The organism is Rhizobium sp. CIAT894 (assembly GCF_000172795.2).
In the GTDB taxonomy this organism is placed as follows: Bacteria; Pseudomonadota; Alphaproteobacteria; order Rhizobiales; family Rhizobiaceae; genus Rhizobium.
Genome location: NZ_CP020948.1, coordinates 102,848 through 127,207, shown reverse-complemented (window position 1 = coordinate 127,207; position 24,360 = coordinate 102,848). Strand labels below are relative to the sequence as shown.

Sequence of the window (24,360 nt, the reverse complement as noted above, 5' to 3'; positions counted from 1 at the left end):
TTTCAGTATGAGCCAGGACATCCAAATCGAACTCTTGGGCGTCGAGAAGCACTATGGCGCCTTTCACGCGCTTAAGAACGTCAACCTTTCAATTCCCAAGGGCACGTTCGTGGCACTGGTCGGTCCGTCGGGATGCGGCAAGTCCACATTGCTCCGTTCGCTTGCCGGGCTGGAAAAAATTACCGGCGGCACGCTGAAGATTGCCGGCGAGGTGATGAACGACGTACCGCCGCGGGCACGCGATATCGCTATGGTTTTTCAGAGTTACGCCCTCTATCCACATATGACGGTGGAACAGAATCTGACCTATTCGCTGAAAATGCACGGCGTCCCTAAGGCCGAGGCAAAGCGGAAAGCCGAGGAAGTCGCTGTCATCACCGGTCTTTCCCGGTTGCTCGACCGTTATCCCCGCCAGCTTTCCGGGGGCCAACGGCAGCGCGTCGCCATGGGCCGCGCCATTATCCGCAACCCCCAGGCCTTCCTGTTCGACGAGCCGCTTTCCAACCTTGATGCGGCGCTGCGTGTCTCGATGCGCAAGGAAATCCGCGCCCTGCACGACCGGCTGGGCGCCACTTTCGTCTACGTCACCCATGATCAGGTCGAAGCGATGACCATGGCCGACCATGTGGTTGTCATGCGCGACGGCATCATCGAACAGCAGGGTGCGCCGCTGGACCTTTACGACCGGCCGGCCAACCGCTTCGTCGCCGGTTTCATCGGATCGCCGGCGATGAATTTCATTCCGGCGATCGCCGCCGAAGACGGCAAGAGCCTGATTCTGGATTTTGGCGCGGTGAAGCCGCGGCTTGCGATCGCACGCGCCGTCGAACCGGGGCGCCAACTCATCGCCGGCATTCGCCCGGAGCACATCGAAGTGGTCACGCCCGGGCAGGGCAGCTTCGATGTACCGATCGCCTTCGTCGAATCGACAGGCTCCTCGACCTTCATCGTCGCGGCGACCCAGCCCGAACTGACGATCGTCGAGACCCGACGCGACAAGGTCAGGCCAGGAGAGATGATCGGACTTTCGGTCGATCCGGCCCAGATCCATCTCTTTGACGCGTCGACCGAGCGCCTGATATAAGGCCCGTCCGTCGCGGGCAGCTTCATAAAACCATCATCGGTCTCTGCGAAGGGAGTGGCTCCGCACGATTCACGTCGTCATATCTGCAGCATCCGGATTTTCCACATGACATCCTCCCCGATATCAGCGCGCCTTTCCCCGAACGCGTCATCGCGCCTCATCGTTCTTGCCGAAACGGTGCTGAAGGCGGGCGAAACCGCCCGTAGCTCACTGCGGCGGCGGACATCCGGGGAAATGCTTGCCAAGGCGCCGCGCGATTACCAGACCGAGATCGATGTCGCCGTCGAGCGGATTATCGTCGATGAGATGATCAAGGCCTTTCCGGATTATGCCATCCAGGGTGAGGAAGCCGTCGGCAACCGCACGGCCGGACCGGAAACGCCGATCATCTATATCGACCCGATCGACGGCACCACGAATTACGCCTGGGGCCTCCCGCATTTCGGCATGACGATCTCGATCGCCGAAGGCGGCAGGCTGATCGCCGGCGTCGTCTATGATGCCATGCTGGACGAGCTGTTCAGCGCCGAACTCGGCGGCGGGGCTTATCTCAATGGCGAGCGCATCCGCTGCGCCGATGTCGCCGACATCGAGAACGTGCTGATCGGCGCCGGTCTGCCGATCCCCGGCCAGGTCAAGGCGGTTGCGGAAGAGACCTATTTCGATGCCATCAAACGCTTGATGGCCAACACGGCGGGCGTGCGCCGCCTCGGCTCGGCAGCGCTGTCGATCGCCTATGTCGCCTGCGGCCGTCTGGACGGCTTCTTCGAAGACGGGCTCTCGATCCATGATTTCGCCGCCTCGGCGCTGATGGTCGAAGAGGCCGGCGGCATCGTCACGCGGTTTTCCGGCGCAGCTGTCGACGGGCGGGGCGATATCCTTGCGGCTAGCAAGGCGCTGCATCCCTGGCTCAAGGACGGTTTCTCGCCTAAGACGTAATTGTTTCAGACCGGCAACAGCCGCCCGGCCTCGACATCGCTCTTGGCCGGCGTCGACTGATGGATGAGCGCGTTGTCGCGGAAGACGAAAAAGCTTGTAGAGCTGGGCTCGACCTTCATTCCGGCCTGAATCCGATCATCAGGCGCCACCATCGCCTTCAGTCGGGCGCCATCGGCAAGATCCACATCGACCATCTTGTGAGTACCGAAATCGACGATGCGGTGAACCGTCGCGGCATCTTCCCGGTGCGAAGGACGGATCGCCAGCGCTTCGGGACGGGTGGCGAGCATCACCGGCCCGTCTTCGACGGGAACGGCAAGTGGGAAGAGCGAATGTTCGCAGACACCGTTTCGGGTGCGGCTCTCAACGAAATTCATCGAACCGATGAAACCGGCGACGAAGGCCGTCTGCGGCTGCCGGTAGATGATGCTCGGCGGCGCGATCTGCTCGGTGCGTCCGTCACGCATGACGACGATGCGGTCGGCAAGCGCCAGGGCCTCGTCCTGGCCGTGGGTGACGAAAAGCGTGGTGATGCCGAGACGCTGCTGGATATCGCGCACCTCCTCCCGCAATCTTTCGCGCAGGTGCTGGTCGAGGCTGGCGAAAGGCTCGTCGAGCAACAGGATCTTCGGTTCGAGCACCAGCGAACGGGCGAGCGCAACGCGCTGCTGCTGTCCGCCGGAGAGCTGCGTCGTCATCCGGCGTCCGTAGTCAGCGAGGCCGACCAGCGCCAAAGCATTTTCGACCCGCTCACGGATTTCCGCTTTCGGCAGCCGACGCAGCTTCAGGCCGAAGGCGATGTTGTTGAAGACATCCATATGCGTCCAGAGCGCATGGCTCTGGAACACCATGCCGGTCGGGCGCCGCTCGGGCGGCAGGTTCGTCACATCCTTGGCATCGATGCGGATCGTTCCGCCGCTCGGCCGCTCGAAACCGCCGATCATCCGCAACAGAGTCGATTTGCCGGAGCCGGACGGTCCGAGCAGGCAGACAAGCTCGCCGTCGCCCACTTCGAGTGAAAAATCGCGAACGGCAAAGGTGGTCCCGAACAGCTTCGAAACGCCCTCGATCGCCAGATGTGCCATTCTCAAACCTTTCCCTGAATTGCTGCCTGACGCTTTACGCGCCGAAACCTCTCGCAAAGGCGCCGGTGCCGACGATGCGGCGCGCAAACATCAGCGCGATGAAGGACGGCACCCACAGCATGACGGAGAGTACGGCGCCGTATTGCACGACGATCTGATTGTTGATGAAGCTGATCATCAGTACCGGCATGGTGCGGATCTCCGGTGCGCCGATCAGCCAGGCGCCTTCGGTTTCGTAGAAGGTGCCGACGAAGGTCAGAAGCAGCGCGGCCGATATGGTCGGCGCGGCCTGCGGCAGCGTGATCGACCAGAAGACGCGCAGCGGCGCAGCACCCGCATCGCGGGCCGCCTCTTCCATGCGCCGGTCGACATTCTGGAAGGCTGCGACCGGAATCCAGATCATCAGCATCAGCGTGCCGACGAGCTGGATCAGCACGACGCCCCAGAAGGTGCTGATCAGACCGAGCTGCAGGAAGATGCCGGCGATGGCGACGAGCAGGCCGAATTTCGGAAAGGCATGCGATGCGAGAAAGGACAGGAACAGGATGTTTCGGCCGGGAAAGCGCAAGCGCGCAAAAGCATAGGCCGCGGGAAGGCAGATGACGGCGGACAGAACGGTGACTGTCGTCGTCAATCGAAGGCTGAGGAGGAGGGCCTCCCAGACATCGGGTCGCGCCAGCGTCTGGCCCCAGAAGCGCAGGCCGAATTGCTGTGGGATCACCGAGGGGTAGCGCCAGACCTCGGTGAAGGCCCAGGTTCCGACGACGATCAGCGGCAGCGCGATGAACAGCGTCAGCAGGCCTGCGAAGAGCATGCCGATCCAGTCGAAGCGAAGGGCGATGCTCGGTCTGCCGCCACTCATGGCCGGGCCTCGCGGTTGCGGGCAATCGATCTGATATAAAAGATGCCGAAGACGAGGCAAAAACAGAAAGTGATGACGGCCTGGGTCATGGCGTTGGGCGGATCGTTCATATCGGCGAAGGTGCGCTGCATGAACGGTCCCATCATTTCAGGCGATGCCGGGCCGAGCACGTAGGGGAGAGTGAAGGCGGAGAAGATGCCGAGCACGGCGAAGGAAGCAGTCACCAGCAGCGAATTGCCCATGCGCGGCAGGATGATCGAGACGAAGACCCGCAGCGGCCTTGCGCCGACATCGCGGGCAGCCTCGATGGCGCTGTTCGAAACGGAGGAGAGCCCCGCCGTCAGCATCAGCACCGTGAGGGGAAGATTGTCCCAGACGAGACCGATAACCGGTCCCCATGGCGTTAGATAGGGCGTGCGCAGCTTGGGCAGGCCGACGGAATTCAGCAGCAGATCGACGGTGCCGTTCGGCCCGATCGTCCGGATCAGCGCATAGGCGAGGATGATCGACGGCACGAACATCGGAAAGATCGCCAGGCCCTGCACATAGGCCGCAAGGCGCCCCTGTGAGAAGCGGAGGTAGAGCGCGATCGGAAGACCGATCGCCACAAGCAGGGCGCCGCAGACGGCTGTGGTCCAGAGCGTTACCCAGAGATTGGCGAGGCTGTAGCCGTCGGTGAAGAAGAAGCGGTAGGAGGCGAGCGAAAATTCCCTCGCTCCGTCAGAACCGTGAACGAAGATCGTGCCGACGACCGCCGAAAGAATAGGAAAGATGATCAGCCATGCGAGCAGGAATACCGGCAGGGCGACGAGGAGGAGCCCGATCGCGCTCCCCCTGTTGATGGACCGGTGACGGGGCAGAACCGCCGGCGCAGTATCGGCGGACATCAGGTGCGGCTGATGTTCGGAGCGACGTTGCGATACCAGCCGTCATTGATTGCCTTTTCCCAATCGCCGCTTGGGAAGGTCGGGATGGTTGACGGGATGACGTCGGCATATTTCTTGCGGAGATCATCGGAGATATGATCCCAGGAGACGGCCGGGAAACCGCCGATCTGGGTGATGATCGCTTCCTGCATTTCCGTGGTCAGCATGAAGGCGGCAAGCTTCAGCGCCGCACCCTTGTTGGCGCCGTTCGAGAACACCGTCATGGCGGAGAAGCCGCCGCAAAGGGCGAGATCTGCGAGCTGCACGAGGCCGGTTGTCTCAGGCAGCACACCCTGGGCGATCGCCTGCAGCACCTGATCCGACCAGACCGGCACCATGGTGACGACACCCTGGGCGAGCAGCTGGATCGACTGGGTGTTGCCTGACGTATAGGCGCCCTTGTCGTAGAGCGAGGGAGCGAGATCGTTGAGGATCTTCCAGGCCGGCGGCAGCGCCTCTGTGGCGAAGTCGGCGGTGAAATTCTCGATCTTGAATTTCTTCGGATCGCGGCCGTTGACCTCATGGATGGCGCGGCGGACGAAGTTGCCGCCCGAACCGCCCTTGTCCGGACGGTTGTAAATGAACTGGCCCGGATTGGCCTTGATCCAGGTGGTGAGTTGCTCCCAGCTCTTCGGCGCGTTCTTCGGGTCAAGCTTGGTCGTGTCGTAGGCGAGCAGCACCTGCGAACCGCGGTAGGGAAGCGAGTACGGGATGTCGAAGGCGAGCGGGTTGATCCGGTCGTAGCCTTCGATGTTGTCGGCGGAGAATTTGACCCAGAGGCCGGCATCGATGCCGCCGGAGGGCAGACGCGGATCGAACACCTCGAAGAGGTCGGCCTGGGGATCGGTCTTCGTCTTCAGGGCCGCAAGCGCACGATCGGCGATCGCACGCAGGCCGCTATTGTCGCCGGCATCGGTCACCTTCAGGGCGACTTCAGGATGCGCCTTTTCGAAGGCCGGGCGGATGATGTTGTTCCAGAGATCGATGATATTGGCATCCGAACCGCTATAGAGGTCGATCGTGCCGGCCGCAGCCGATGCGAAACGCGGGAAAGTCAGAAGACCGGCTGCAGCCGACGAGGTGATCAGAAATTCACGCCTATTCATAACCGTCTCCATCAGGTGTCGAGGCTCTGCCTCCGCGGATTGTCGAAGACTTGCTAGCGCCGGCGCGTAACATCGGCATGACAGGACAGGGGCTGTTCGAAGGGAAATTGCACAGCTGTGCTTGTTTCCGCCTTATGGAAATCTGCGGCGCCAGACACTATCTCTTGGCAAACAAGGAGATATCAAATGACCAAAGAACGTGCAGTGCTCGCCGGCGGCTGCTTCTGGGGCATGCAGGACCTCATCCGCCGGTACGATGGCGTGATTTCGACCCGCGTCGGCTATACCGGCGGTGACGTGCCGAATGCGACCTACCGCAACCACGGAACCCATGCGGAGGCGATCGAGATCCTCTTCGATCCCGCAAGGATCAGCTACCGCGAAATCCTCGAATTCTTCTTCCAGATCCATGACCCGAGCACGCGCAACCGCCAGGGCAACGACGTCGGCACGAGCTATCGCTCGGCGATTTTCTACACCGGCCCGGAGCAGGAGCGCGTCGCCCGCGATACGATCGCCGATGTCGATGCTTCAGGCCTGTGGCCTGGCAAGGTCGTCACCGAAGTCGTGCCGGTTAGCGATTTCTGGGAGGCCGAGCCAGAGCACCAGGATTATCTGGAGCGGATTCCGAACGGTTATACCTGTCACTTCGTTCGGCCGGGCTGGAAGCTGCCGGCCCGCCAGAAGATCGCCTGACGCAATTCGCGCATGCATGCCGGAAACAATGCCAGCATGCATGGCGCGTCCAGCCGCTCGGCAGGCGGGTCAGAACCCGGTGCGATCGGCGATGACACGCACCATTTCGTCGATGTCCCGATCGTGAATTTCGTGCCCGCCGCCAACAATCCGGTGCAGTTGGGCGGTCGGCGCGACACGGGTGAAGGCTTCTCCGTGTTCGATCGGGAAGAGCGGATCCGATGTGCCGTGAATTACGAGAACCGGCACGTCGATACCGGAGGCATGTGGCGTGGCGGCGCCATCTTCGCTCAACAGCATGAAATGGTTGGTCGCGCTGACAAAGGACGCGGCGCGGCTCATGTCGCGTGCGATGAGGGCAGTTGCCGCCTCGGCATCGTGCGGATGCCTGGTGCCGGCCAGCATGGCGGAATCGCGGCGCAGGAAATCGGCGATGGCCCCAAGATCCGACCAGTCGAGACTTTCGGCAGCGGCGGAATGTTCCTTGTAAGCTTTGGTCGAAGAAGGCAGGCCGTCGACTCCAAGCGGCGACGAGCTGATCACGGTGAGTGTCCGCACGCGCCGGGGATAGCGCAAAGCCGCCTCTTGCGCCAGGAAACCGCCCATCGACATGCCCACCAGATGCGCGGCTTCAATTCCATAGCCGTCGAGAACGGCGATGGCATCGTCGGCGAGATCGCTGAACGAATAGCCCGGCTCGCCCGGCGGGTAGCACGTGGAAAGGCCGGTGTCGCGCTGGTCGTAGCGGATAACGTAGCGCCCTTGGGCAGCGAGTTCCTCACAGAACCTTTCCGGCCACCACAGCATCGAAGACATCACTCCCATGATCAACAACAGGGGCGGGTGGGCTGGATCTCCGAAGGCCTGGGTGTGCAGTTGCGTATATTCGAATGCGACGATCTTTTCTGCGACGAGAGTTGACCCGCTCATTTCCATACCTCAAACCTTCCGATTGCGGTTTGCAACTAGTCTCCATCTTGCATAACTGATCCTAATATGCAATCTGTTTTGAGAGGCTTGGCATGCGAAACCTCTCCACGCATCAGACCAAGAATTGACCCTCGAACAAAGCAGAGTGAGTGTTATGGCGTTGGATCGTGCCGACTTTTACGACGCGGAATTGGCGAGACACAATCGGCACCTGCGTGTTGCTGCCGGCGTTGCCCTCGGTGACCGGGTGCTCGATATCGGCTGTGGCGCGGGACAGACGACGCGCGAGGCCGCCCGCGCCGCACTGCAAGGAGAAGTGGTCGGGGTGGATACCTCCGCAGAGATGCTCGAAGTCGCAAGGCGACGGAGTGCTTCGGAAGGTTTGCGAAATGTAGTGTTCGAGCAGGCAGACGCGCAATTCCATGCCTTTCCGGCTGCCGGCTTCGACCTCTGCATCAGCCGGTTCGGCGTGATGTTTTTTGCCGATCCGGCAGCGGCATTTGCCAATATCGGCCGGGCGATGCGTCCGGGCGCACGCCTTGTGTGGATGGTGTGGCAAAGCCGGGAGCGCAACGAATGGTCCGGCGCCATACGGCAAGCGCTGGCGCCCGGAACCGCGGTTTCGGCAGATGGTCCCAATCCGTTTTCGCTTGGCGATCCTCCCATTGCGAAGGGCCTTTTGAGCGCCGCAGGTTTTACGTCGATCGACTTTGCCGACGTGCGAGAGCCGGTCTTCTATGGACCGGACGTCGATGCGGCCTCTGATGCGCTCGCCGGCCTCTATCTTGTGAAGGACGCGCTCGCGCGCACCGATGAACCGCCCGACAAACCGCTGCAGCGTCTGCGCGATTTGCTGGAGGCGAATATGACGCCGGAGGGGGTGTTTTTCGACTCCCGCGCCTGGATCATCACAGCTCGCCGTGCAGCGGGGTAGCGCGCAACTGGTCGGCCCCGCCTCTCAATAGCGCGGTGCGTAATCCAGGCCACCGTCGATCCGGGAGGGACGCCCATCCAGGAAAAGCTCGCCGATGCGCGGCGCCGAGCGGGCGATAACCTTGCCGCGACGGATCACCGCCAGCCGGTTCGGCTTCAGCCGCAGCGCTTCCAGCGGATCGCTCGCCTGGAGGATGACGAGGTCGGCGTTGCATCCCTTCTCCAGGCCGTAGCCTGAAAGGCCCATCGTCTTCGCCGAGTTGACGGTCAGGGCATCGAAGATCTTCTTCTTGTCTTCGATGCCGGCCATCTGCGCGACATGGATCGCCATATGGCCAACCTCCAGCATGTCGCCCGATCCCATCGAATACCACGGGTCCATCACGCAATCGTGCCCGAAGGAGACGTTGAGCCCGGCATCCATCAATTCCCTCACGCGGGTCATACCGCGGCGTTTCGGATAGGTGTCGTGCCGGCCCTGCAGCATGATGTTGATCAGCGGGTTGGGGATGACGTTGATCTTAGCCTCCGCCATCAGCGGGATGAGTTTCGAGACATAATAATTGTCCATCGAATGCATCGATGTCAGATGCGAACCGGCGACGCGTCCCTGCAGGCCGAAGCGGATGGTTTCAGCCGCCAGCGTCTCGATATGGCGCGACAGCGGATCGTCGGTTTCGTCGCAATGCATGTCGACCGGCAGGCCGCGGTCGGCGGCGATGCGGCAGAGCGCCTCGACCGAGGCCGTCCCTTCGCCCATCGTCCGTTCGAAGTGAGGAATGCCGCCGACGATATCGACGCCCATGTCGAGGGCACGGTTGAGCGCATCGATCGCGCCCGGCGAGCGGTAATAGCCGTCCTGCGGAAAGGCGACCAACTGCAGATCGATATAGGGCGCGACCCTCTCGCGGACCTCGATCATCGCCTCGACCGTCACCAGCCTGGGATCGCTGGTATCGACATGGCTGCGGATGAAGAGCAGGCCTTGCGTCACCGCCAGATCGCAATAGCGCAGCGCACGGTCGACCAGTTCTTCTCTCGTCACGATCGGGCGCAGCTCCCCCCAAAGCGCGATGCCTTCGAGCAGAGTGCCGGAGACGTTCATGCGCGGCAGGCCGAGCGACAGGGTGGCGTCCATATGAAAATGCGGATCGATAAAAGGCGGACTGACCAGCCTGCCGCTTGCATCGATTTCTTCCCCGGCCTGCGCCTGGAGATTGCGCTCGACGGCGATGATCCTGTCGCCCTCGATGCCGATATCGATGCCGGTGCGGCCATCGGGGAGATTTGCGTTTCTGACGATCAGATCGAACATCGGAGCCTCTTTGGATGTGGACGGTCTCAGCGCTCGCCGCGGCGATAGGGCTGCATCAGCGCCTGCGGAACGCGGGCGCGGCGGGCCATGACGGCAAGCGCGGCGATGGAGAGAATATAGGGCGTCATCAGGAAGAGCTGATAGGGCACAAGCCCGCTCAGCACGGTTTGCAGCCGAAGCTGAAAGGCATCGAAGAAGGCGAAGAGCAGGGCGCCGAACAGCGCGCGGCCCGGACGCCAGGAAGCGAAGACGACGAGCGCAATGCAGATCCAGCCGCGCCCCTGCACCATGGTCGGAAAGAAGCTGTTGAACGCCGACAAGGTCAGGAAAGCGCCGCCCATTCCCATCAGGGCACTGCCGGCGATGACCGCGCCGTAACGCACCTTCATCGGATTAACGCCCTGGGCTTCCGCCGCATGCGGGTTCTCGCCGGTCATGCGGATCGCGAGCCCCACCGGTGTGCGAAAGATGATATAGGCCATCAACAGCGCGATCAGGATCGCAAGATAGGTCGGCGCGGTCTGCGTGAAGAAGGCCGGTCCGATGAAAGGCAGCGTCGACAGGCCGGGAATGGCGATCGGCTGGAACGGCACGATGGTGGGCGGTGTATTGGCAAGCGGCACGATCAGCCGGAAGACATAATAGCTGAAGCTCGAGGCAAAGAGCGTGACGCCGAGTCCGGCGACATGCTGCGAGAGGCCGAGCGTCACCGTCAGCCCCGCATGCAGCAGGCCGAAGACGCCGCCGGCCACTGCGGCAATCAGCAGGCCGGTCCAGAGATCGGCGCCGTGATAGACGGATAGCCAGCCGATCATCGCCCCAAAGGTCATGATGCCTTCGATGCCGAGATTGAGCACACCCGCCCGTTCGCAGAGCAAGGCGCCGAGCGTGCCGAAAATCAGCGGTGTGGCGATCCGCAGGATTGCCGCCCAGAGCCCGGCGGAGGCGATGATATCGAACAGCTGCATCATCGCCGAATCCTGTACTGAGTGAAGAACAACGCGATCAGCATCGTCAGCAGCGATAGCGCCACCGTGACGTCGGCAATATAGGTCGGGATGCCGAGGCCCCGGCTCATGCCGTCCGCGCCGACGAACATGGTGGCGGTGAAAATGGCGGCGAAGACGACGCCCAGCGGATTGAGGTTGGCGAGCATGGCGACGACGATGCCGGCATAGCCGAAACCGGGCGACAGATCGGTCGTCACATAACCCTTGACGCCCATCACCTCGATCGCGCCTGCGAGCCCCGCAAGCCCGCCCGAGAGACAGGCGACCTTCACCAGCGTTCTGCCGAGCGGCACGCCTGCGAAGACCGCGCCGGCGGGATTGAGACCCGCGGCGCGGGACTGCATGCCGAATACGGTGCGGGACTGGATGAAGTGAACGACGATCGCCAGCACGATTGCGATCGCAAAACCGATATGCAGGCGCGAACGGGCGATCAGCTTCGGCAGCATGGCATGATCGCTGACGGATTGCGACTGCGGCCAGCCGAAGGCGAGCGGATCTTTGAGAACCCCGTCGATCAGCATCGACACGAAAAGCACGGCGATGAAGTTCAGGAGCAGGCTGGTGACGACCTCATCGACGGAAAAGCGCAGCCTCAGCCACAGCGGAACCAGGATCAGCACCATGCCGGCAATGGCGCCGATTAGCAGCAGGAGCGGAATAAGGATGGGTGCCGGAAGATTGCCGAGCAGTTTCGAGCTTGCCGCCGCGACGGCGATGGCGCCGAGATAGAACTGGCCCTCGGCGCCGATATTCCAGAGCCGCGCGCGAAAGGCGACGGCGGCGGCAAGTCCGGTCAGCATCAGCGGTGTTGCCCGCGTCAGTGTTTCGGTCGCCGAAAGCCGCGAGCCGAAGGCGCCGGTCAGGATGCGCCAATAGGCATCGAGAACAGGTGCGCCGGCGATAGAGATCAGGATGCCGGCCAGCGCCAGTGCTGCAATGATCGCGACGACAGGCGTGAATATCAGCAGGGAAAGCGGGCGGTGCTCGCGGCGCTCAAATCGCATGATCGGCCTCGCGGGCCTCTTGCCATTCCCCAGCCATCATCAGCCCCAGCCTGCGGGCGTCGGCGCCATCGGCGGCGACGGGCGGCGACAGCCGGCCGCCGACGATCGCCTGGATACGGTCTGCGAGCGCGATCACCTCGTCAAGATCCTCCGAGATCAGCAGCACCGCAGTCCCCTGCCGGCGGGCGTCGAGCAGGCGCGCATGCACGGCGGCCACGGCCCCTTCGTCGAGGCCTCGGGCAGGCTGTGCGGCAATCAGGATGCGCGGCCGCCGATAAAGACTGCGCCCGAGGATCAGCTTCTGCATATTGCCGCCGGAAAGCAGCCGGGTGCGGATCGCCGGGCCGCCGCCGCGAACGTCGAACCCGTCGATGATCTCCCTGGCGAAAGCCATGCCGGCCTTGCGGTCGACGAAACCACGGCGCGAGAAGGCGGGCGAAGCAATGCGCTCCAGCACCGCGTTTTCCCAGATCGCCATTTCCCCTATCACGCCTTCATGGTTGCGATCCTCGGGAATACGGCCGATGCCGGCTTCGACGACATCGGCAACACCGAGATGACCAACCGTTTCCCCGAATAGCTTGAGGTCGCCGCCGCTGCGCGCCAGCATGCCGGACAGAAGATGCGCCAGCGCCGCTTGGCCATTGCCCGAAACGCCGATAATGCCGAGGATCTCTCCCTGATGCAGCCGAAAGCTGATCGATTTCAGCCGGTCGACGCCGCCGGTGCGCACCGTCACACCGTCCGCTTCGAGGACGATGGCCCCCGGTGTCGATGGCTCGCGCACAGGCCGCGTCACGCGCCGCCCGACCATCAGTTCGGCGAGCTCCGTCTTGCTGGTGTCAGACGCTTTGCGTTCGGCGACCATCTTGCCGCCGCGCAACACCACGATACGGTCGGCCGCAGCCATCACCTCGTCGAGCTTGTGCGAGATGAAGATCAGTGACAGGCCCTGGCGGGCCATTTCCTTCAGTGTCGTGAACAACCGCTCGGCCTCGATATTGGTCAGCACCGCCGTCGGCTCGTCGAGGATCAGGATGCGGGCATCGTTATAAAGCGCCTTGAGGATTTCCACCCGCTGCTGCTCGCCGACCGACAGGTCGCCAAGCCGCGCATCGGGATCGACCGTGAGGCCGAAGCGCTCGGAAATGGCCAGCAGCTTCTTGCGCGCCGCTGACGTTGCCGAACGCCAGGACCACAGTCCTTCCGTGCCGGTCATGACATTTTCAAGCACCGTCAGATTAGGCGCCAGCGAGAAATGCTGGTGCACCATGCCGATGCCGGCGCGGATCGCTGCGCGCGGTTTTCCCGGCGGCACCTCCGCCCCCTCGATCAGAATTCGGCCGGCATCGGGCATGTAGTGGCCGAAAAGGATGCTCATCAGCGTGGTCTTGCCGGCACCGTTCTCGCCGAGCAAGGCCACGATCTCACCGCTGGCGAGGGCCATGGAAATATCGTCATTGGCGAGATTGTCGCCGAAGCGTTTGCTGACGCCGATAATTTCCAGAACAGGCCCGGTCATGACGGCAATCCTGCCACCGGAAAACGGTGCTGCCATCGCGCCTCGGCTTCCAGGCGTGCGGCGAGCGACAGAAGGCGGGACTCATGCCCCATAGGCGCCATCAGTTGCACCGGCAGCGGCATGGCCTGTTGATCCTGTCCGAAAGGGAGCGTCAAAGCAGGAAAACCCGAAATATTGGCCAAGCAGGCAAGCGGCGCGAATGCCGCCATGCGTTCGAGATGCAGATCCGTGTCGGCATGATCGGACGGGAAGGAGCCGATCGCAAGGGGCGCAGAGACAAGCATCGGCATCAGGATGCAATCGACCTTGTCGAACAGTGCCCAGAGACGATGGCTGACCAGAACGGCATCGTTCAGCGTGCTCCAGAGCATGGTGGCGGATAGCGCCCGCCCGCGCGCCGCGAAAGCCTGCGTGAGAGGCTCGGCCCTGCCCTCATCCAAAGCCGCTGCCTTGATGAGCGTTGCGAGGTTGACGGAGACGATATCGGCAAAGGCACGCCCGCTGGCGGCGACGCTCCATTCGAACTCGGCCCAGGTGAGCGGAACGATCTCGTGTCCGTCGCTCTCGAGCGCATGCGCCGCGTCCTCGACGACGGCAAGCCGATCGCTCTCGGTCGGATAGGTCGGCCCGGTGTCGGTCAGCACGCCGATCCGCAAACGGCCGTTGTCAATATCGACGGGGGAGGGATCCGCAACAGGTCCGCGCGTATGACCGCTCAGCCAGCTGAAAATCAGCGCCGTATCGCGCACCGAACGGCAGACCGCCAGTTCGCTCGCGATGCCGGCGAGATGGTTGCCGAAGGAGGGTCCGCCCGGGATAGCGCCGCGCGTCGGCTTCAGTCCGACGAGACCGCAGCAGGCGGCCGGCACACGGATCGAACCGCCGGCATCGGTGGCATGGGCGATCGCGACGATCCCGGCCGCAACCGCCGCCGCCGCACCGCCGGAGGAGCCGCCGGCGGTGCGGGCCGGATCGAGCGGATTGCGGCAGACCGGCCCGATCGCCGGTTCGCTGGCGAGCGAAAGACCGAATTCCGGGCTCGTCGTCAGGCCGAACAGGCAGAAGCCGGCATCGCGGAACCGGGAAGCGAGATCGGAATCGGCTTCGCCTCCCTGTCGTTCGAAGAGGCGGGAACCCGCCGTCACCGGCAGCCCGGCAAAGGGACCGCCAAGATCCTTCGCCAGGGTCGGCACGCCGGCAAAGGGCCGGGCGGCAAAATCGCCGGGCGCGCGCTGCCGATCCCCATCGCAAGCCTTCGCCGAGGCGAGACCCATGGCGGCATCGAGATAGGCGATCGCGCCGAGCGACTCATGCCGTGCAGCTCTCTTGAGAGAGGTCTGCATCGCTTCTGCGGCGCCCAGGCTGCCATGCCTCAGCGCTGCCGCCAGTTCCGTCGCATCGCCCCGCATGAGCCGACTACTTCGGCTCGTCCATCATCTTCGGAACTTCGAAGGTGCCGGCCTTGATCTCGGCGCGCTTGGATTCCATCGCGGCCTCCGCTTCGGCGGGCGCGACACCCTTGACAAAGACGATGTCGCTGCCGCCTTCCTTCATCAGGCCGTAAGATGTGTAATTCCGGCCGACCGGTTTTCCGGCGGCGACATCGGCGATCGCAGCATTCAGGATCGGGCGGAAATACCACATGGCGTTGGCAAACACCGTATCCGGATAACGCGGCGTGTAATCGATCAGCGAGCCGACCGATTTGATGCCGCGCTCCTTGGCAGCGTCGGCCGTGCCAATGCGTTCGCCGAACAGGATGTCGGCGCCGGCGTCGATCTGGGCAAGACCAGCTTCACGGGCCTTCGGCGGATCGAAGAAGGTGCCGATGAACGAGACGAGGTGTTTTGCATCCGGGTTGACCGCCTTGACGCCCGCGGCAAAGGCGTTGATCAGCATATTGACCTCGGGGATCGGGATCGCGCCGACCGAACCGACGACGTTCGACTTGGTCATCTTGCCCGCCAGCATGCCGGCAAGATAGGCGCCGTCGTGGTTCCAGGTGCCGAAAACGCCGAAATTGTCGCCGGCCTGCTCGCCGCTTGAACCCAGCACGAAAGCGGTATCGGGATAGTCGGCCGCGACCTGCCGGGCCTCCTTTTCCACGGCATAGGCCTCGCCGATGATCAGCTTGTTGCCCTGTTCGGCATATTCGCGCATAGCGCGGGGATAATCGGTGCCGGAGACGCCTTCGGAGAAGACATATTCGATGACGCCGTCCTTGGCCGCGTCCTGAAGGGCCTTGTGAAGACAGGAATTCCAGGCATTTTCAACCGGCGACGCATGAATGCCGGCGACTTTCAACGGGGCAGCAGCCCTTGCGAGCGGGGCGAAGCCGCTGACGCCAAGCGCAATGCCCGATGCGATGACTGCCCGGCGTGAAATCAGGATGTCTTTGGTCATTGATTGCTCCCCCTTTTTTACCATTTGGTTCAAAAATCATAGCAACGCCCAAAAATGTGTCAAGCAACGATTAAGCTTAAAAATCAGGCTGATCGGCCGCCCCGACCTGGCTGAAAGAACGAGATATGACAGGGCTGCACACCCGGTGCCGCCGTGCTTCTGGGGCCGGATCTGCAGGGCTTGGCGCGACGACTCCGGCAGGCTATGCATAGAGCTATTGGGTTGGGGAAATTGTAATGGGTGAAGAAGAAGACGCCTCGCGGCGGCCGATCGCGAGCCGGTCGTCGTCCTGGGCGATCGGGCTGAGTGCGTGGCTGGCGCGCACCGCTACCACGCGCAGGATGAACCTCAACCGTTTCCTGGAGAGACTATGACCGCGCTCATCCGTCGCCTTCTCGTGCTGTTCGTCCGGATCATGGTCGGCGCCCGAAGCGAGTGGCGGGGCTGTACGCCCGACCCCCGCCGCCGCATCTATTTCGCCAATCACAACAGCCATGTCGATACCGTTGCCGTCATGGCTGCCCTGCCGTATCAGGTGCGGCGGCTGACCCACCCGATCGCGGCGCGCGATTACTGGGGAACGAGCGCTTTTCGGCGTTTCATTGCGGAGAAAGGCCTGCGCGCTGTCCTGATAGACCGCAAGCCTCTGCCAGACAGCAATCCGCTGGAGCCGGTCGAGCGCCTGCTCGATGAGGGGCGCTCGGTCCTGATCTTCCCCGAAGGCACGAGAAGCGCCAGCGAGGAGATCGCCCCTTTCCGCAGCGGCATCTATCGCCTTGCATGCCGTTTCCCCGACGTCGATCTCGTGCCGATCCATCTCGACAATCTTCAGCGCATCCTGCCGAAGGGAAGCTGGCTCATCGTGCCGATCACCTGCACCGCGCGCTTCGGCAAGGCGCTGCGCGTCGAACCGGGCGAAGGAAAGGACGCATTTCTGGCGCGCGCCCGTGCAGCAGTCATCGAGTTAGCGGACGGAAAGCACATCGCATGAGCAGCTTTTTCTCCATTGTGCTTGCCGCGATCCTCGGCCTGCTGGCGGTCGCCTCGGCCATCGGCTTCATCCTTCAGCGGCGCGCGACCGAGCCCGGATCCGTTGCGACCGTCCACAATCTCAATGCCCGTATCCGCTCCTGGTGGATCATGGTCGCGATATTCGGCGGTGCGATCCTGCTCGGCGATACAGCGGTGGTCGTCCTATTCGCATTCCTGTCCTTCATGGCGCTTCGCGAATTCTGGACGCTGACGCCATCGCGGCGCGGCGACCATCTGGCGCTGTTCCTGTCCTTCTTCGTCGTCCTGCCGGTGCACTACGTGCTGCTCGGGACACTCTGGTACGGCCTCTTCGCGATCTTCATCCCGGTCTATGCCTTCCTGATCCTGCCGGCGGTGGCGACCCTGACGGGCGACGTCAACGAATTCCTGGCGCGCACCGCCAGGGTGCAATGGGGATTGATGCTGACGGTCTATTCGATCAGCCATGCTCCCGCACTGCTGATGCTGCAGACCGGTACGCCCTCGGCCCTTCTCCTCGTCTATCTCGTCATCGTCGTGCAGCTCAGCGACGTCTTCCAGTATGTCTGGGGCAAGCTTCTCGGAAAACACCGCTTCTCGCCGAACATCAGCCCCTCGAAGACGCTCGAAGGCCTCTTCGGCGGCGGCGCCTCGGCCATCCTGGTGGGAACGCTGCTCTATCGCCTGACGCCGTTCTCGCCTCTGCAGGCAGCGGCTGTCAGCACGATCATCGTCGTCGCGGGCTTCTTCGGCGGCTTCGTGCTTTCGGCGATCAAGCGCGATCTCAACGCCAAGGACTGGGGCTATGTCATCGAGGGTCATGGCGGCGTGCTCGACCGCCTGGACTCCATCACCTTCGCCGCCCCACTGTTCTTCCACATCGTCCGCTATTGGTACACCGTCTAAGGAGTCCAATGGGGTGAAAGCGAAGGCTTATCTCATGATCTCCATCGATGACGCGTGAGCCCTTGCCATGGCATTTTGGAGATCGTCGATCGGCGTCGCATCGGCGCTCTTATTACCCTCGAGCTCTTTCGGCATTTTCCAGCCGGGATCGATGCCTTCCATGTTCGGCAGCTCATGGGCGATACCCTTGTGGCAGTCGATGCAGGTCGCCTGGCCGGTAAGCAGATATCGGGTGTGGATCTCGGCAGCGCGTTGTGTCTGCTTCTGCAGATCCATCGCCACCGCCGAATGGCAGTTGCGGCATTCCAGGCTGTCATTGGCCTTCATGCGCGCCCATTCATGCTGGGCAAGCTCCAGCCGCTTTTCCAGAAACTTCGAGCGGGTGTTGATCGTGCCGAATATCTTGCCCCAGACCTCCTTGGAGGCCTGCATCTTGCGGGCGATCTTGTCGGTCCATTGATGCGGTACGTGGCAGTCCGGGCAGGTCGCGCGCACCCCCGACCGGTTGGAAAAATGGATGGTGCGCGAAAGCTCCTGATAGACGTTGTCATGCATTTCATGACAGGAGGTGCAGAATTTTTCGGTATTGGTCAGTTCGAGCGCGGTATTGAACGCACCCCAGAAGAGGACGCCGCCGACAAAGCCGCCGAGCGTCAGGACGCCGAGCCCGATCGTTGCCGCCGGCGTCGTCAGGATCGACCACGCCCAGAGAACCGCTTTCCTGATAAATGCGATCATGACGGTCACTCGCTCCCGGCCGGTTTGAAACCGAGCTCGCTCATATCCTTGAACGCATTGGGAACGAGCGGCGGGGTGTCCGCCTGCGGCACATGGCACGCCGTACAGAAGTACCGGCGAGGGGAAACGTCGGCGAGCATCTGGCCGTCTCGCGTCATATAATGCGTGACGCTGATCATCGGCGCCCCGCTATCCTGGGTGAATTCCCGCTTATGGCAGGAGAGGCAGCGGTTGGCATTGACCGACAGCTCATAGCCTTCGATCGAATGCGGGATAATCGGCGGCTGGTCCGGATAGGCCCGCATCCTGCGCTTGTCGTCGACGATCCACTTCGGCAGGGGTTTGGCATCCCCTGTTTCCATCGAAGGCGTCGGGCCCTCCAGCTGAGGGACGGTTTGCTGCACCACCTGGCCGAAGGCGGCCGTCGCCAGGAAAACGACGATGCCGGCTGCGACTGCCTGCCATTCCGGTCGCCTTAAACGGCGGGAAGAATCTTGACCGCGCATTTTTTGAAATCCGTCTGCTTGGAGATGGGATCGGTGGCGTCGAGCGTGACCTTGTTGATCAACTGGCTGGCGTCGAACCAGGGGACGAAGATGACGCCTGACGGCATTCGATTCCGGCCTCTGATATCGATGCGCGAGCGGATCTCGCCGCGGCGGGAAACGATCCGCACCTCCGCTCCCTGGTTGATGCCACGTTTGCGGGCATCCTCGGCATTCATGAAACATCGCGCGCCGGGAAAAGCCCGGTAAAGCTCCGGAACCCTCATCGTCATCGATCCGGAATGCCAGTGTTCGAGCACACGGCCCGTCACCAGCCAAAAGTCGAATTCGTCGTCGGGAGATTCTGCCGGCGGCTCGTAAGGTACAGCCAGGATGACCGCCCTGCCGTCCTTCTGGCCGTAGAATTTCACGCCCTCGCCGGGCTTCACATAGGGGTCGTAGCCTTCGCGGTATCGCCAGCGCGTCTCCTGGCCGTTGACCACCGGCCAGCGGAGCCCGCGTACTTCATGATATGTATCGTACGGCGCGAGGTCGTGTCCGTGGCCGCGCCCGAAGGAGGCATACTCCTCGAACAGGCCCTTCTGGATATAGAACCCGAACGCCTTGGCCTCGGCATTGTCGTATTCGGCGCTGATCTCACTGAGCGGAAATTTATCCACCTCGCCATTGCGGAACAGCACGTCGAAGAGCGTTTTTCCCCGATACTCCGGATTGGCATCGAGGATGTCCGTCGACCAGACCTCATCGGTGGTAAACCGCTTCGAGAATTCGACGATCTGCCAGAGGTCGGATCGCGCCTCGCCCTTGGCCTGGACGAGCTGATGCCAGACATGGGTGCGCCGTTCGGCGTTTCCATAGGCGCCTTCCTTCTCGACCCACATCGCCGCGGGAAGGATCAGGTCCGCACTCATCGCGGTTATGGTCGGATAGGCATCCGAAACCACGACGAAATTCTCCGGGTTGCGATAACCCTGCCAGGTCTCGTTGCTGGTGTTCGGTCCGGCCTGGACGTTGTTGTTGACCTGCACCCAATAGAAATTCAGCTTGCCGTCCTTCAGCATGCGGTCCTGCTGGACGGCATGATATCCAGGCTGTTCCGGAATGATCCCTTGCGGGACACGCCAGATTTCTTCGGCATGCTTGCGGTGCTCGGGATTCACCACCGTCATGTCGGCGGGAAGGCGATGGGCGAAGGTTCCCACTTCACGGGCCGTCCCGCAGGCCGAGGGCTGGCCGGTCAGCGAGAACGGGCTGTTGCCCGGCTCGGAGATCTTGCCGGTCAGCAAGTGCAGATTGTAGATCATCTGGTTCGCCCAGACGCCGCGGACATGCTGGTTGAAGCCCATCGTCCAAAGCGACATCACCTTGCGGCCGGGATCGGCATAGAGTTCGGCAAGCTGCTCCAGGAATTCCGGATCGACGCCGGTGAGTTCGGATGTTTTCTTCAGCGTGTATTCGCTGACGAATTCCTTGAAGGCGTCGAAATCCATCGGCTCGGTTTTGCCGGGATCCTTGGCGTTGGCCGCGGCGACTTCAACCGGATTGTCCGGGCGCAGGCCGTAGCCGATATCGGTGACGCCTTTTGCAAATTTCGTGTGGTCGCGGACGAAGTCTTCGTTCACGCGTCCCGTCTGAATGATGTGATTGGCAATGAAGTTCAGGATTGCCAGATCGGTTCCCGGCTTGAAGACGATGGGAATGTCGGCGAGATCCATGCTCCTGTGCGTAAAAGTCGAAAGCACCGCAACGCGGACATGCGGTTGCCCCAGCCGGCGATCGGCGACGCGCGTCCACAGGATCGGATGCATCTCCGCCATATTAGAGCCCCAGAGCACGAAGGCGTCGGCGTTCTCGAAATCGTCGTAGCAGCCCATCGGCTCGTCCATGCCGAAGGTGCGCATGAACCCGTAAGCGGCAGACGCCATGCAATGCCTGGCATTGGGGTCGAGGTTGTTGGAACGAAAGCCGGCCCGCATCAGCTTTGTGGCGGCATATCCTTCGAAGATCGTCCATTGGCCCGAGCCGAACATGCCGACCGCCGTCGGCCCCTTGTCCTTGAGCACTTTCTTGCATTGCTCGGCCATCACGTCGAAGGCCTCGTCCCAGCTCACCGGTTCGAACTCGCCGTCTTTGGCGTAGCGGCCGTCGCGCTTGCGCAGCAGGGGGGGCTGAAGCCTATCCTCGCCATACATGATCTTGGAGAGGAAATAGCCCTTGATACAGTTCAGGCCGCGATTGACCTCTGCCTGCATATCTCCATGCGTTGCAACGACCTGGCCTTGCTTGACGCCCACCATGACGCCGCAACCGGTGCCGCAGAAACGGCAGGGGGCCTTCGACCATTTGATCTCCAATGCGCCGACGCCGCCGGGCACCGGCTGCGCGACGGCCGGCATTGCTATTCCCGCGGCTGCCGCGGCGATGGCCGCGGCCTGGGCCTTCAGAAGGTCACGCCTGTTCAGTTCTCCCGTCATGGCCTTGCATCTCCTCCTCGACATGCTCGAACACCATGTTTGCCGCAATCACCCCGTCCAGAAGCGAGATTTGCGACAGACGATCGCCGAGCATGCCCGTGCTCGTTCCCTCGATGACGATGACGATCTTGCCGTTGGCATGACCGTGAACCTCCACATTCCGCATTTCAGCGAGCGCCGCGAGCACAGCTGCGGTGTGGGCCGGCACGGTCGCGACCACGGCGCTCGATATGTGATAGCGCAGAGCCGGCTCAGGCATCGGCCGCCTCCATCCCGTAAAGCTGCAATGTGATGGCGTTGACCGGGCAGCCGGCGATGCATCCCCCGCATCCATTGCAAATCTCGGTACGAAGCTCCGGAACAAACGGGCCGCCGATGCGGGGCCGGAAACGGATTGCCTGCTGGGGACAAGCTTCTCCACACGACTGGCAGGTGATGCCGCGCGTCGCGAGGCATGCGTCGCCAATCGCGGCGACGTGGGCAAAGCGATCGATCCGTTCCGCGGTGAAGACCGGCTGCGGGCAAGATGCCGCGCATTCACCGCAGAACGTGCATTCGCCTCGCATGAAGTCCAGCGACGGCAGTCCGTCCACGAGACGGATTATCAGGGTGGGACATTGCTCCTCGCATCGTCCGCATCCCGTGCATGCCGCGGCAAGGCTTTGCATCGATGCTCCCGGCGGGCAAATCCTGTGATCGGTCGTTACCGGCCGGGCTGAGAGAAATTGACGTCTCGACATCGGCGCTTGGGACATGGCTCAATGCCCCGGCGGCGGCCCCGGAGGGCCGAAGACGATCTGAAACATCCAGACGAGGAAACCATAACCGCCGACGACGCCCACGGCAACCAGAGGCCATATTCCGAATGCAAGGATAAGGAAAGCCAGCACTTCCGCCCGGCGTTTTGCGCGCGGATCGCTCTGTCCCGATGCTTTTTGAAGCAATTCAGACATGACAGGCCCCCAGGCAGAGACGATAACATGCCCGGTCACCCATGACCAGATGACTTGCATTCCACCCGGCTGCAACTGCCTCTCACAGGCAGCAGGCTCGCATTGTCGCCGCGATGGAACGTCGCAAGAAAACGCCTGCGCAAGGAACGTCTAAAACCGGCCGATGTCCTCCAGGCTCTCGAACAGCCGGCGCTGAACATCCCGCTCCTGCCTGCCTATCGCCGTCATCAACTGGCCCATCGTTCCCCGCAGGCCGTGCAATTCGTCCACCAGCTCCATGACGATATCGACGCCGGCTTCGTTGACGCCCATGTTTCCCATGAGGTCCAGGATCAGCCGGGCGCGCGCGACGTCGGCGTCGCGAAATTGCCGTCCTTCGTTCGACATCTCCGGGATCAGCCAGCCCTGTTCGATCCAGAGATCGAGCTGGACGACATCGATTTTCAAGCAAAGACGGAATTCGAGATCATCCACGATCAGGCCTCCATGTTCTTCCTCGGATCGTATGGATTTGCCGTCGCCCATTCCTTCATCAGAGACGTCAGCCGTTCGTCGGGATTGTCCGGTAGCACGATCCTCAGAGCGACATAGACGTCGCCGTGCCCGCCGCCGCGTGTGGCAACACCCTTGCCCTTGAGACGCAAAACCTTGCCGGTATTCGAGTGCGGGGGCAGCGTCAGGTTGACCGGTCCCGACGGTGTCGGCACGCGGACCTTGCCGCCGAGCACCGCTTCGCCGAGTGAGATCGGCAGTTCCAGGCGGATGTCGTCGCCGTCGCGGGTGAAGAAACGGTGAGGGCTCACACGGATTTCGATGAGGGCATCGCCGGGTGGTCCGCCTCCGATCCCCGGCTCGCCCTTGCCGCGCAGCCGCAAGGTCTGTCCGTCGCGGGTTCCGGGCGGGATCTGCACATCGAGCTGCGGTCCGTCCGGAAGCTTGATCTCGGTCCTGGTGCCGTTGACGGCCTCGAGAAAATCGACCTCCATGGAGAAGCGCCGGTCCTGACCTTGACTGCGCATCCTGCCGCCGCCGGCGCGGCGCGAAAAGAAATTGGCAAAGGAATTGTCGGCATCGGCGAAATCGGCGAAGCCGGAACTGTTGCGGTAGGGATTGCCGGGACCGCTCGCCGACGCATAGTCGCGGTAATAGCTGCGCTGAGCCCGCTCGGCGCCCGTCATGTCGATCTCGCCGCGGTCGAAGCGGCCGCGCTTTTCCTCATCGCTCAAGATCTCGTAGGCGGTCGAAATTTCCTTGAACCGTTCCTCGGCGTGTCTGTCGCCGGGGTTGAGGTCGGGGTGCAGTTTCTTGGCGAGCTTGCGGAAGGCGCTTTGAATGTCTTTTTGCGTCGCATCCCGCTTCACGCCCAGAAGCTCATAGGGATCCTGGCTCATGCATATCTCCGGTCAAGGCAGTCATTACTGCCGGTTGGCTTGGGAAAGATATAGGTTCTCAAACCGCCGCCGGGGAGGGGAGGCGGCAGAAGGTCAGAGCGACGCCGTGTCTTCCGCTTGAGACGCCAAGCCTTCGGCGTGATCGGGCCGCCGGTCGATGAGAACCGAGCATCCGGCGTGACGCACGACCGTCTCGACGATAGAGGAGAAGACGTAGTCGGTGATATCGCTCACATGCGATGACAGCAGGATGAGATCGGCCGACGTCTCCCTGGCGACCGCGACGAGCGCGGAGGCGGCAACGCCGATACGCACCTCGATCCTTGCCGGAATCCCGAGGTCCTTGCAGAGGGCTGCCAGTTTCTTTTCGGCGTCGATGATGGCGGTCGTTTCGAATGCCTCGGGAAGCTCCGTCAGGTGACGATGCGGGATATTCTCGATGACGTGCGTGACGATGATGCTGCCGCCCTCGTCCACAAGTGCTGCAGCCCGGCGCAGAAGACGGTTTGCCGTTTGCCGGGAACCCATGCCGATGCCGCAGATGATCGTCCGATACATTGATT

At 62.5% G+C, this 24,360-nt stretch carries 26 protein-coding genes and 1 pseudogene; 7 read left to right on the top strand and 20 right to left on the bottom strand.

Annotated elements, in window-relative coordinates:
* The first annotated feature begins 7 nt into the window (after positions 1-7).
* Both RHEC894_RS22310 and RHEC894_RS22305 read left to right on the top strand, forming a co-directional pair.
* A complete protein-coding gene (locus RHEC894_RS22310; protein ID WP_085739193.1) occupies positions 8-1,084 on the top strand; it encodes an ABC transporter ATP-binding protein in 1,077 nt (358 codons plus the stop codon).
* A 105-nt stretch (positions 1,085-1,189) separates the two neighbouring features.
* Positions 1,190-2,023: an inositol monophosphatase family protein gene (locus RHEC894_RS22305; RefSeq protein WP_085739192.1), complete on the top strand. Its 834-nt coding sequence runs from the start codon at positions 1,190-1,192 to the stop codon at positions 2,021-2,023.
* A 5-nt stretch (positions 2,024-2,028) separates the two neighbouring features.
* Here the strand turns inward: RHEC894_RS22305 and RHEC894_RS22300 are convergent, their stop codons facing one another.
* The 4 genes from RHEC894_RS22300 to RHEC894_RS22285 are packed head-to-tail and all read right to left on the bottom strand — an operon-like array spanning position 2,029 to position 6,002.
* Entirely contained in the window at positions 2,029-3,108 is a 1,080-nt protein-coding gene (locus tag RHEC894_RS22300; protein WP_085739191.1) for an ABC transporter ATP-binding protein, read from the bottom strand.
* A 34-nt stretch (positions 3,109-3,142) separates the two neighbouring features.
* The gene (locus tag RHEC894_RS22295) at positions 3,143-3,970 is read right to left on the bottom strand and encodes an ABC transporter permease subunit (protein WP_085739190.1); all 828 of its coding nucleotides are present in this window, start codon (positions 3,968-3,970) and stop codon (positions 3,143-3,145) included.
* Positions 3,967-4,857 (bottom strand): ABC transporter permease subunit, encoded by an 891-nt coding sequence (locus tag RHEC894_RS22290; RefSeq protein ID WP_085739189.1) that lies wholly within the window; start codon positions 4,855-4,857, stop codon positions 3,967-3,969. Before RHEC894_RS22290 ends, RHEC894_RS22295 begins: the two co-directional genes overlap by 4 nt.
* The gene (locus RHEC894_RS22285; RefSeq protein WP_085739188.1) at positions 4,857-6,002 is read right to left on the bottom strand and encodes an extracellular solute-binding protein; all 1,146 of its coding nucleotides are present in this window, start codon (positions 6,000-6,002) and stop codon (positions 4,857-4,859) included. Before RHEC894_RS22285 ends, RHEC894_RS22290 begins: the two co-directional genes overlap by 1 nt.
* A 186-nt stretch (positions 6,003-6,188) precedes the next feature.
* On the opposite strand from RHEC894_RS22285, the gene msrA reads away from it, so the two are divergent.
* Positions 6,189-6,698: a peptide-methionine (S)-S-oxide reductase MsrA gene (msrA, locus tag RHEC894_RS22280; protein ID WP_085739187.1), complete on the top strand. Its 510-nt coding sequence runs from the start codon at positions 6,189-6,191 to the stop codon at positions 6,696-6,698.
* A gap of 69 nt (positions 6,699-6,767) precedes the next feature.
* On the opposite strand, the gene RHEC894_RS22275 is transcribed toward msrA, so the two are convergent.
* Positions 6,768-7,634 (bottom strand): alpha/beta hydrolase, encoded by an 867-nt coding sequence (locus tag RHEC894_RS22275; RefSeq protein WP_085739186.1) that lies wholly within the window; start codon positions 7,632-7,634, stop codon positions 6,768-6,770.
* Positions 7,635-7,782: 148 nt separating this feature from the next.
* On the opposite strand from RHEC894_RS22275, the gene RHEC894_RS22270 reads away from it, so the two are divergent.
* Entirely contained in the window at positions 7,783-8,562 is a 780-nt protein-coding gene (locus tag RHEC894_RS22270) for a class I SAM-dependent methyltransferase (protein WP_085739185.1), read from the top strand.
* Positions 8,563-8,586: 24 nt separating this feature from the next.
* Here the strand turns inward: RHEC894_RS22270 and RHEC894_RS22265 are convergent, their stop codons facing one another.
* Genes RHEC894_RS22265 through RHEC894_RS22240 form a run of 6 tightly spaced genes read right to left on the bottom strand, consistent with a single transcriptional unit; the run spans position 8,587 to position 15,818 of the window.
* Positions 8,587-9,876, bottom strand: a complete 1,290-nt coding sequence (locus RHEC894_RS22265; protein ID WP_085739184.1) for an amidohydrolase family protein — start codon at positions 9,874-9,876, stop codon at positions 8,587-8,589.
* 26 nt (positions 9,877-9,902) lie between these two features.
* Positions 9,903-10,847 (bottom strand): ABC transporter permease, encoded by a 945-nt coding sequence (locus RHEC894_RS22260; protein ID WP_085739183.1) that lies wholly within the window; start codon positions 10,845-10,847, stop codon positions 9,903-9,905.
* Positions 10,844-11,893: an ABC transporter permease gene (locus RHEC894_RS22255; RefSeq protein ID WP_085739182.1), complete on the bottom strand. Its 1,050-nt coding sequence runs from the start codon at positions 11,891-11,893 to the stop codon at positions 10,844-10,846. The genes RHEC894_RS22260 and RHEC894_RS22255 overlap by 4 nt, the downstream gene beginning before the upstream one ends.
* On the bottom strand, positions 11,883-13,415 hold the full coding sequence (locus RHEC894_RS22250) for an ABC transporter ATP-binding protein (protein WP_085739266.1): 1,533 nt from the start codon (positions 13,413-13,415) through the stop codon (positions 11,883-11,885). The genes RHEC894_RS22255 and RHEC894_RS22250 overlap by 11 nt, the downstream gene beginning before the upstream one ends.
* Positions 13,412-14,824, bottom strand: a complete 1,413-nt coding sequence (locus RHEC894_RS22245) for an amidase (RefSeq protein WP_085739181.1) — start codon at positions 14,822-14,824, stop codon at positions 13,412-13,414. The genes RHEC894_RS22250 and RHEC894_RS22245 overlap by 4 nt, the downstream gene beginning before the upstream one ends.
* Positions 14,825-14,831: 7 nt before the next feature.
* Positions 14,832-15,818, bottom strand: coding sequence for a BMP family protein (locus RHEC894_RS22240; protein WP_085739180.1), 987 nt, complete (start codon positions 15,816-15,818; stop codon positions 14,832-14,834).
* 236 nt (positions 15,819-16,054) lie between these two features.
* Between RHEC894_RS22240 and RHEC894_RS32605 the strand changes: the two are divergent.
* The 3 genes and pseudogenes from RHEC894_RS32605 to RHEC894_RS22230 form a co-directional block, all read left to right on the top strand.
* Positions 16,055-16,144: pseudogene (locus RHEC894_RS32605) on the top strand (CDP-alcohol phosphatidyltransferase family protein); the annotation flags it as partial.
* A gap of 44 nt (positions 16,145-16,188) precedes the next feature.
* Positions 16,189-16,809 carry a lysophospholipid acyltransferase family protein gene (locus RHEC894_RS22235; RefSeq protein WP_085739179.1) on the top strand — a complete coding sequence of 207 codons (621 nt, stop codon included), beginning with the start codon at positions 16,189-16,191 and terminating at the stop codon, positions 16,807-16,809.
* Complete coding sequence (locus RHEC894_RS22230) at positions 16,806-17,735, top strand: phosphatidate cytidylyltransferase (protein WP_085739178.1); 930 nt, start codon at positions 16,806-16,808, stop codon at positions 17,733-17,735. Before RHEC894_RS22235 ends, RHEC894_RS22230 begins: the two co-directional genes overlap by 4 nt.
* A 27-nt stretch (positions 17,736-17,762) precedes the next feature.
* Here the strand turns inward: RHEC894_RS22230 and RHEC894_RS22225 are convergent, their stop codons facing one another.
* The 9 genes from RHEC894_RS22225 to RHEC894_RS22185 form a co-directional block, all read right to left on the bottom strand.
* On the bottom strand, positions 17,763-18,470 hold the full coding sequence (locus tag RHEC894_RS22225) for a NapC/NirT family cytochrome c (protein ID WP_085739265.1): 708 nt from the start codon (positions 18,468-18,470) through the stop codon (positions 17,763-17,765).
* Positions 18,471-18,478: 8 nt separating this feature from the next.
* Positions 18,479-18,979 (bottom strand): nitrate reductase cytochrome c-type subunit, encoded by a 501-nt coding sequence (locus tag RHEC894_RS22220; RefSeq protein ID WP_085739177.1) that lies wholly within the window; start codon positions 18,977-18,979, stop codon positions 18,479-18,481.
* The gene (gene napA / locus RHEC894_RS22215) at positions 18,949-21,453 is read right to left on the bottom strand and encodes a periplasmic nitrate reductase subunit alpha (RefSeq protein ID WP_085739176.1); all 2,505 of its coding nucleotides are present in this window, start codon (positions 21,451-21,453) and stop codon (positions 18,949-18,951) included. The genes RHEC894_RS22220 and napA overlap by 31 nt, the downstream gene beginning before the upstream one ends.
* Positions 21,428-21,712 carry a chaperone NapD gene (locus RHEC894_RS22210; RefSeq protein ID WP_085739175.1) on the bottom strand — a complete coding sequence of 95 codons (285 nt, stop codon included), beginning with the start codon at positions 21,710-21,712 and terminating at the stop codon, positions 21,428-21,430. The genes napA and RHEC894_RS22210 overlap by 26 nt, the downstream gene beginning before the upstream one ends.
* Positions 21,705-22,208: a ferredoxin-type protein NapF gene (gene napF, locus RHEC894_RS22205; protein ID WP_085739174.1), complete on the bottom strand. Its 504-nt coding sequence runs from the start codon at positions 22,206-22,208 to the stop codon at positions 21,705-21,707. The genes RHEC894_RS22210 and napF overlap by 8 nt, the downstream gene beginning before the upstream one ends.
* Positions 22,209-22,211: 3 nt before the next feature.
* A complete protein-coding gene (gene napE, locus RHEC894_RS22200; RefSeq protein ID WP_085739264.1) occupies positions 22,212-22,406 on the bottom strand; it encodes a periplasmic nitrate reductase, NapE protein in 195 nt (64 codons plus the stop codon).
* 150 nt (positions 22,407-22,556) lie between these two features.
* Positions 22,557-22,880 carry a chaperone modulator CbpM gene (locus RHEC894_RS22195; protein ID WP_085739173.1) on the bottom strand — a complete coding sequence of 108 codons (324 nt, stop codon included), beginning with the start codon at positions 22,878-22,880 and terminating at the stop codon, positions 22,557-22,559.
* 2 nt (positions 22,881-22,882) lie between these two features.
* Positions 22,883-23,797, bottom strand: a complete 915-nt coding sequence (locus tag RHEC894_RS22190; protein WP_085739172.1) for a J domain-containing protein — start codon at positions 23,795-23,797, stop codon at positions 22,883-22,885.
* Between the two features lie 93 nt (positions 23,798-23,890).
* Positions 23,891-24,355 carry a universal stress protein gene (locus tag RHEC894_RS22185; protein ID WP_085739171.1) on the bottom strand — a complete coding sequence of 155 codons (465 nt, stop codon included), beginning with the start codon at positions 24,353-24,355 and terminating at the stop codon, positions 23,891-23,893.
* Positions 24,356-24,360: the final 5 nt, after the last annotated feature.

What these genes read in the sequence shown, in the direction of transcription:
- RHEC894_RS22260 (WP_085739183.1), bottom strand. Translation starts at nt 10,847, where the DNA reads ATGATGCAGCTGTTCGATATCATCGCCTCCGCCGGGCTCTGGGCGGCA.
- RHEC894_RS22245 (WP_085739181.1), bottom strand. Translation starts at nt 14,824, where the DNA reads ATGCGGGGCGATGCGACGGAACTGGCGGCAGCGCTGAGGCATGGCAGC.
- RHEC894_RS22250 (WP_085739266.1), bottom strand. Translation starts at nt 13,415, where the DNA reads ATGACCGGGCCTGTTCTGGAAATTATCGGCGTCAGCAAACGCTTCGGC.
- RHEC894_RS22265 (WP_085739184.1), bottom strand. Translation starts at nt 9,876, where the DNA reads ATGTTCGATCTGATCGTCAGAAACGCAAATCTCCCCGATGGCCGCACC.
- RHEC894_RS22285 (WP_085739188.1), bottom strand. Translation starts at nt 6,002, where the DNA reads ATGAATAGGCGTGAATTTCTGATCACCTCGTCGGCTGCAGCCGGTCTT.
- msrA (WP_085739187.1), top strand. Translation starts at nt 6,189, where the DNA reads ATGACCAAAGAACGTGCAGTGCTCGCCGGCGGCTGCTTCTGGGGCATG.
- RHEC894_RS22210 (WP_085739175.1), bottom strand. Translation starts at nt 21,712, where the DNA reads ATGCCTGAGCCGGCTCTGCGCTATCACATATCGAGCGCCGTGGTCGCG.
- napE (WP_085739264.1), bottom strand. Translation starts at nt 22,406, where the DNA reads ATGTCTGAATTGCTTCAAAAAGCATCGGGACAGAGCGATCCGCGCGCA.
- napA (WP_085739176.1), bottom strand. Translation starts at nt 21,453, where the DNA reads ATGACGGGAGAACTGAACAGGCGTGACCTTCTGAAGGCCCAGGCCGCG.
- RHEC894_RS22185 (WP_085739171.1), bottom strand. Translation starts at nt 24,355, where the DNA reads ATGTATCGGACGATCATCTGCGGCATCGGCATGGGTTCCCGGCAAACG.
- RHEC894_RS22220 (WP_085739177.1), bottom strand. Translation starts at nt 18,979, where the DNA reads ATGCGCGGTCAAGATTCTTCCCGCCGTTTAAGGCGACCGGAATGGCAG.
- RHEC894_RS22275 (WP_085739186.1), bottom strand. Translation starts at nt 7,634, where the DNA reads ATGGAAATGAGCGGGTCAACTCTCGTCGCAGAAAAGATCGTCGCATTC.
- RHEC894_RS22230 (WP_085739178.1), top strand. Translation starts at nt 16,806, where the DNA reads ATGAGCAGCTTTTTCTCCATTGTGCTTGCCGCGATCCTCGGCCTGCTG.
- RHEC894_RS22235 (WP_085739179.1), top strand. Translation starts at nt 16,189, where the DNA reads ATGACCGCGCTCATCCGTCGCCTTCTCGTGCTGTTCGTCCGGATCATG.
- RHEC894_RS22305 (WP_085739192.1), top strand. Translation starts at nt 1,190, where the DNA reads ATGACATCCTCCCCGATATCAGCGCGCCTTTCCCCGAACGCGTCATCG.
- RHEC894_RS22300 (WP_085739191.1), bottom strand. Translation starts at nt 3,108, where the DNA reads ATGGCACATCTGGCGATCGAGGGCGTTTCGAAGCTGTTCGGGACCACC.
- RHEC894_RS22255 (WP_085739182.1), bottom strand. Translation starts at nt 11,893, where the DNA reads ATGCGATTTGAGCGCCGCGAGCACCGCCCGCTTTCCCTGCTGATATTC.
- RHEC894_RS22295 (WP_085739190.1), bottom strand. Translation starts at nt 3,970, where the DNA reads ATGAGTGGCGGCAGACCGAGCATCGCCCTTCGCTTCGACTGGATCGGC.
- RHEC894_RS22270 (WP_085739185.1), top strand. Translation starts at nt 7,783, where the DNA reads ATGGCGTTGGATCGTGCCGACTTTTACGACGCGGAATTGGCGAGACAC.
- napF (WP_085739174.1), bottom strand. Translation starts at nt 22,208, where the DNA reads ATGTCCCAAGCGCCGATGTCGAGACGTCAATTTCTCTCAGCCCGGCCG.
- RHEC894_RS22240 (WP_085739180.1), bottom strand. Translation starts at nt 15,818, where the DNA reads ATGACCAAAGACATCCTGATTTCACGCCGGGCAGTCATCGCATCGGGC.
- RHEC894_RS22290 (WP_085739189.1), bottom strand. Translation starts at nt 4,857, where the DNA reads ATGTCCGCCGATACTGCGCCGGCGGTTCTGCCCCGTCACCGGTCCATC.
- RHEC894_RS22310 (WP_085739193.1), top strand. Translation starts at nt 8, where the DNA reads ATGAGCCAGGACATCCAAATCGAACTCTTGGGCGTCGAGAAGCACTAT.
- RHEC894_RS22190 (WP_085739172.1), bottom strand. Translation starts at nt 23,797, where the DNA reads ATGAGCCAGGATCCCTATGAGCTTCTGGGCGTGAAGCGGGATGCGACG.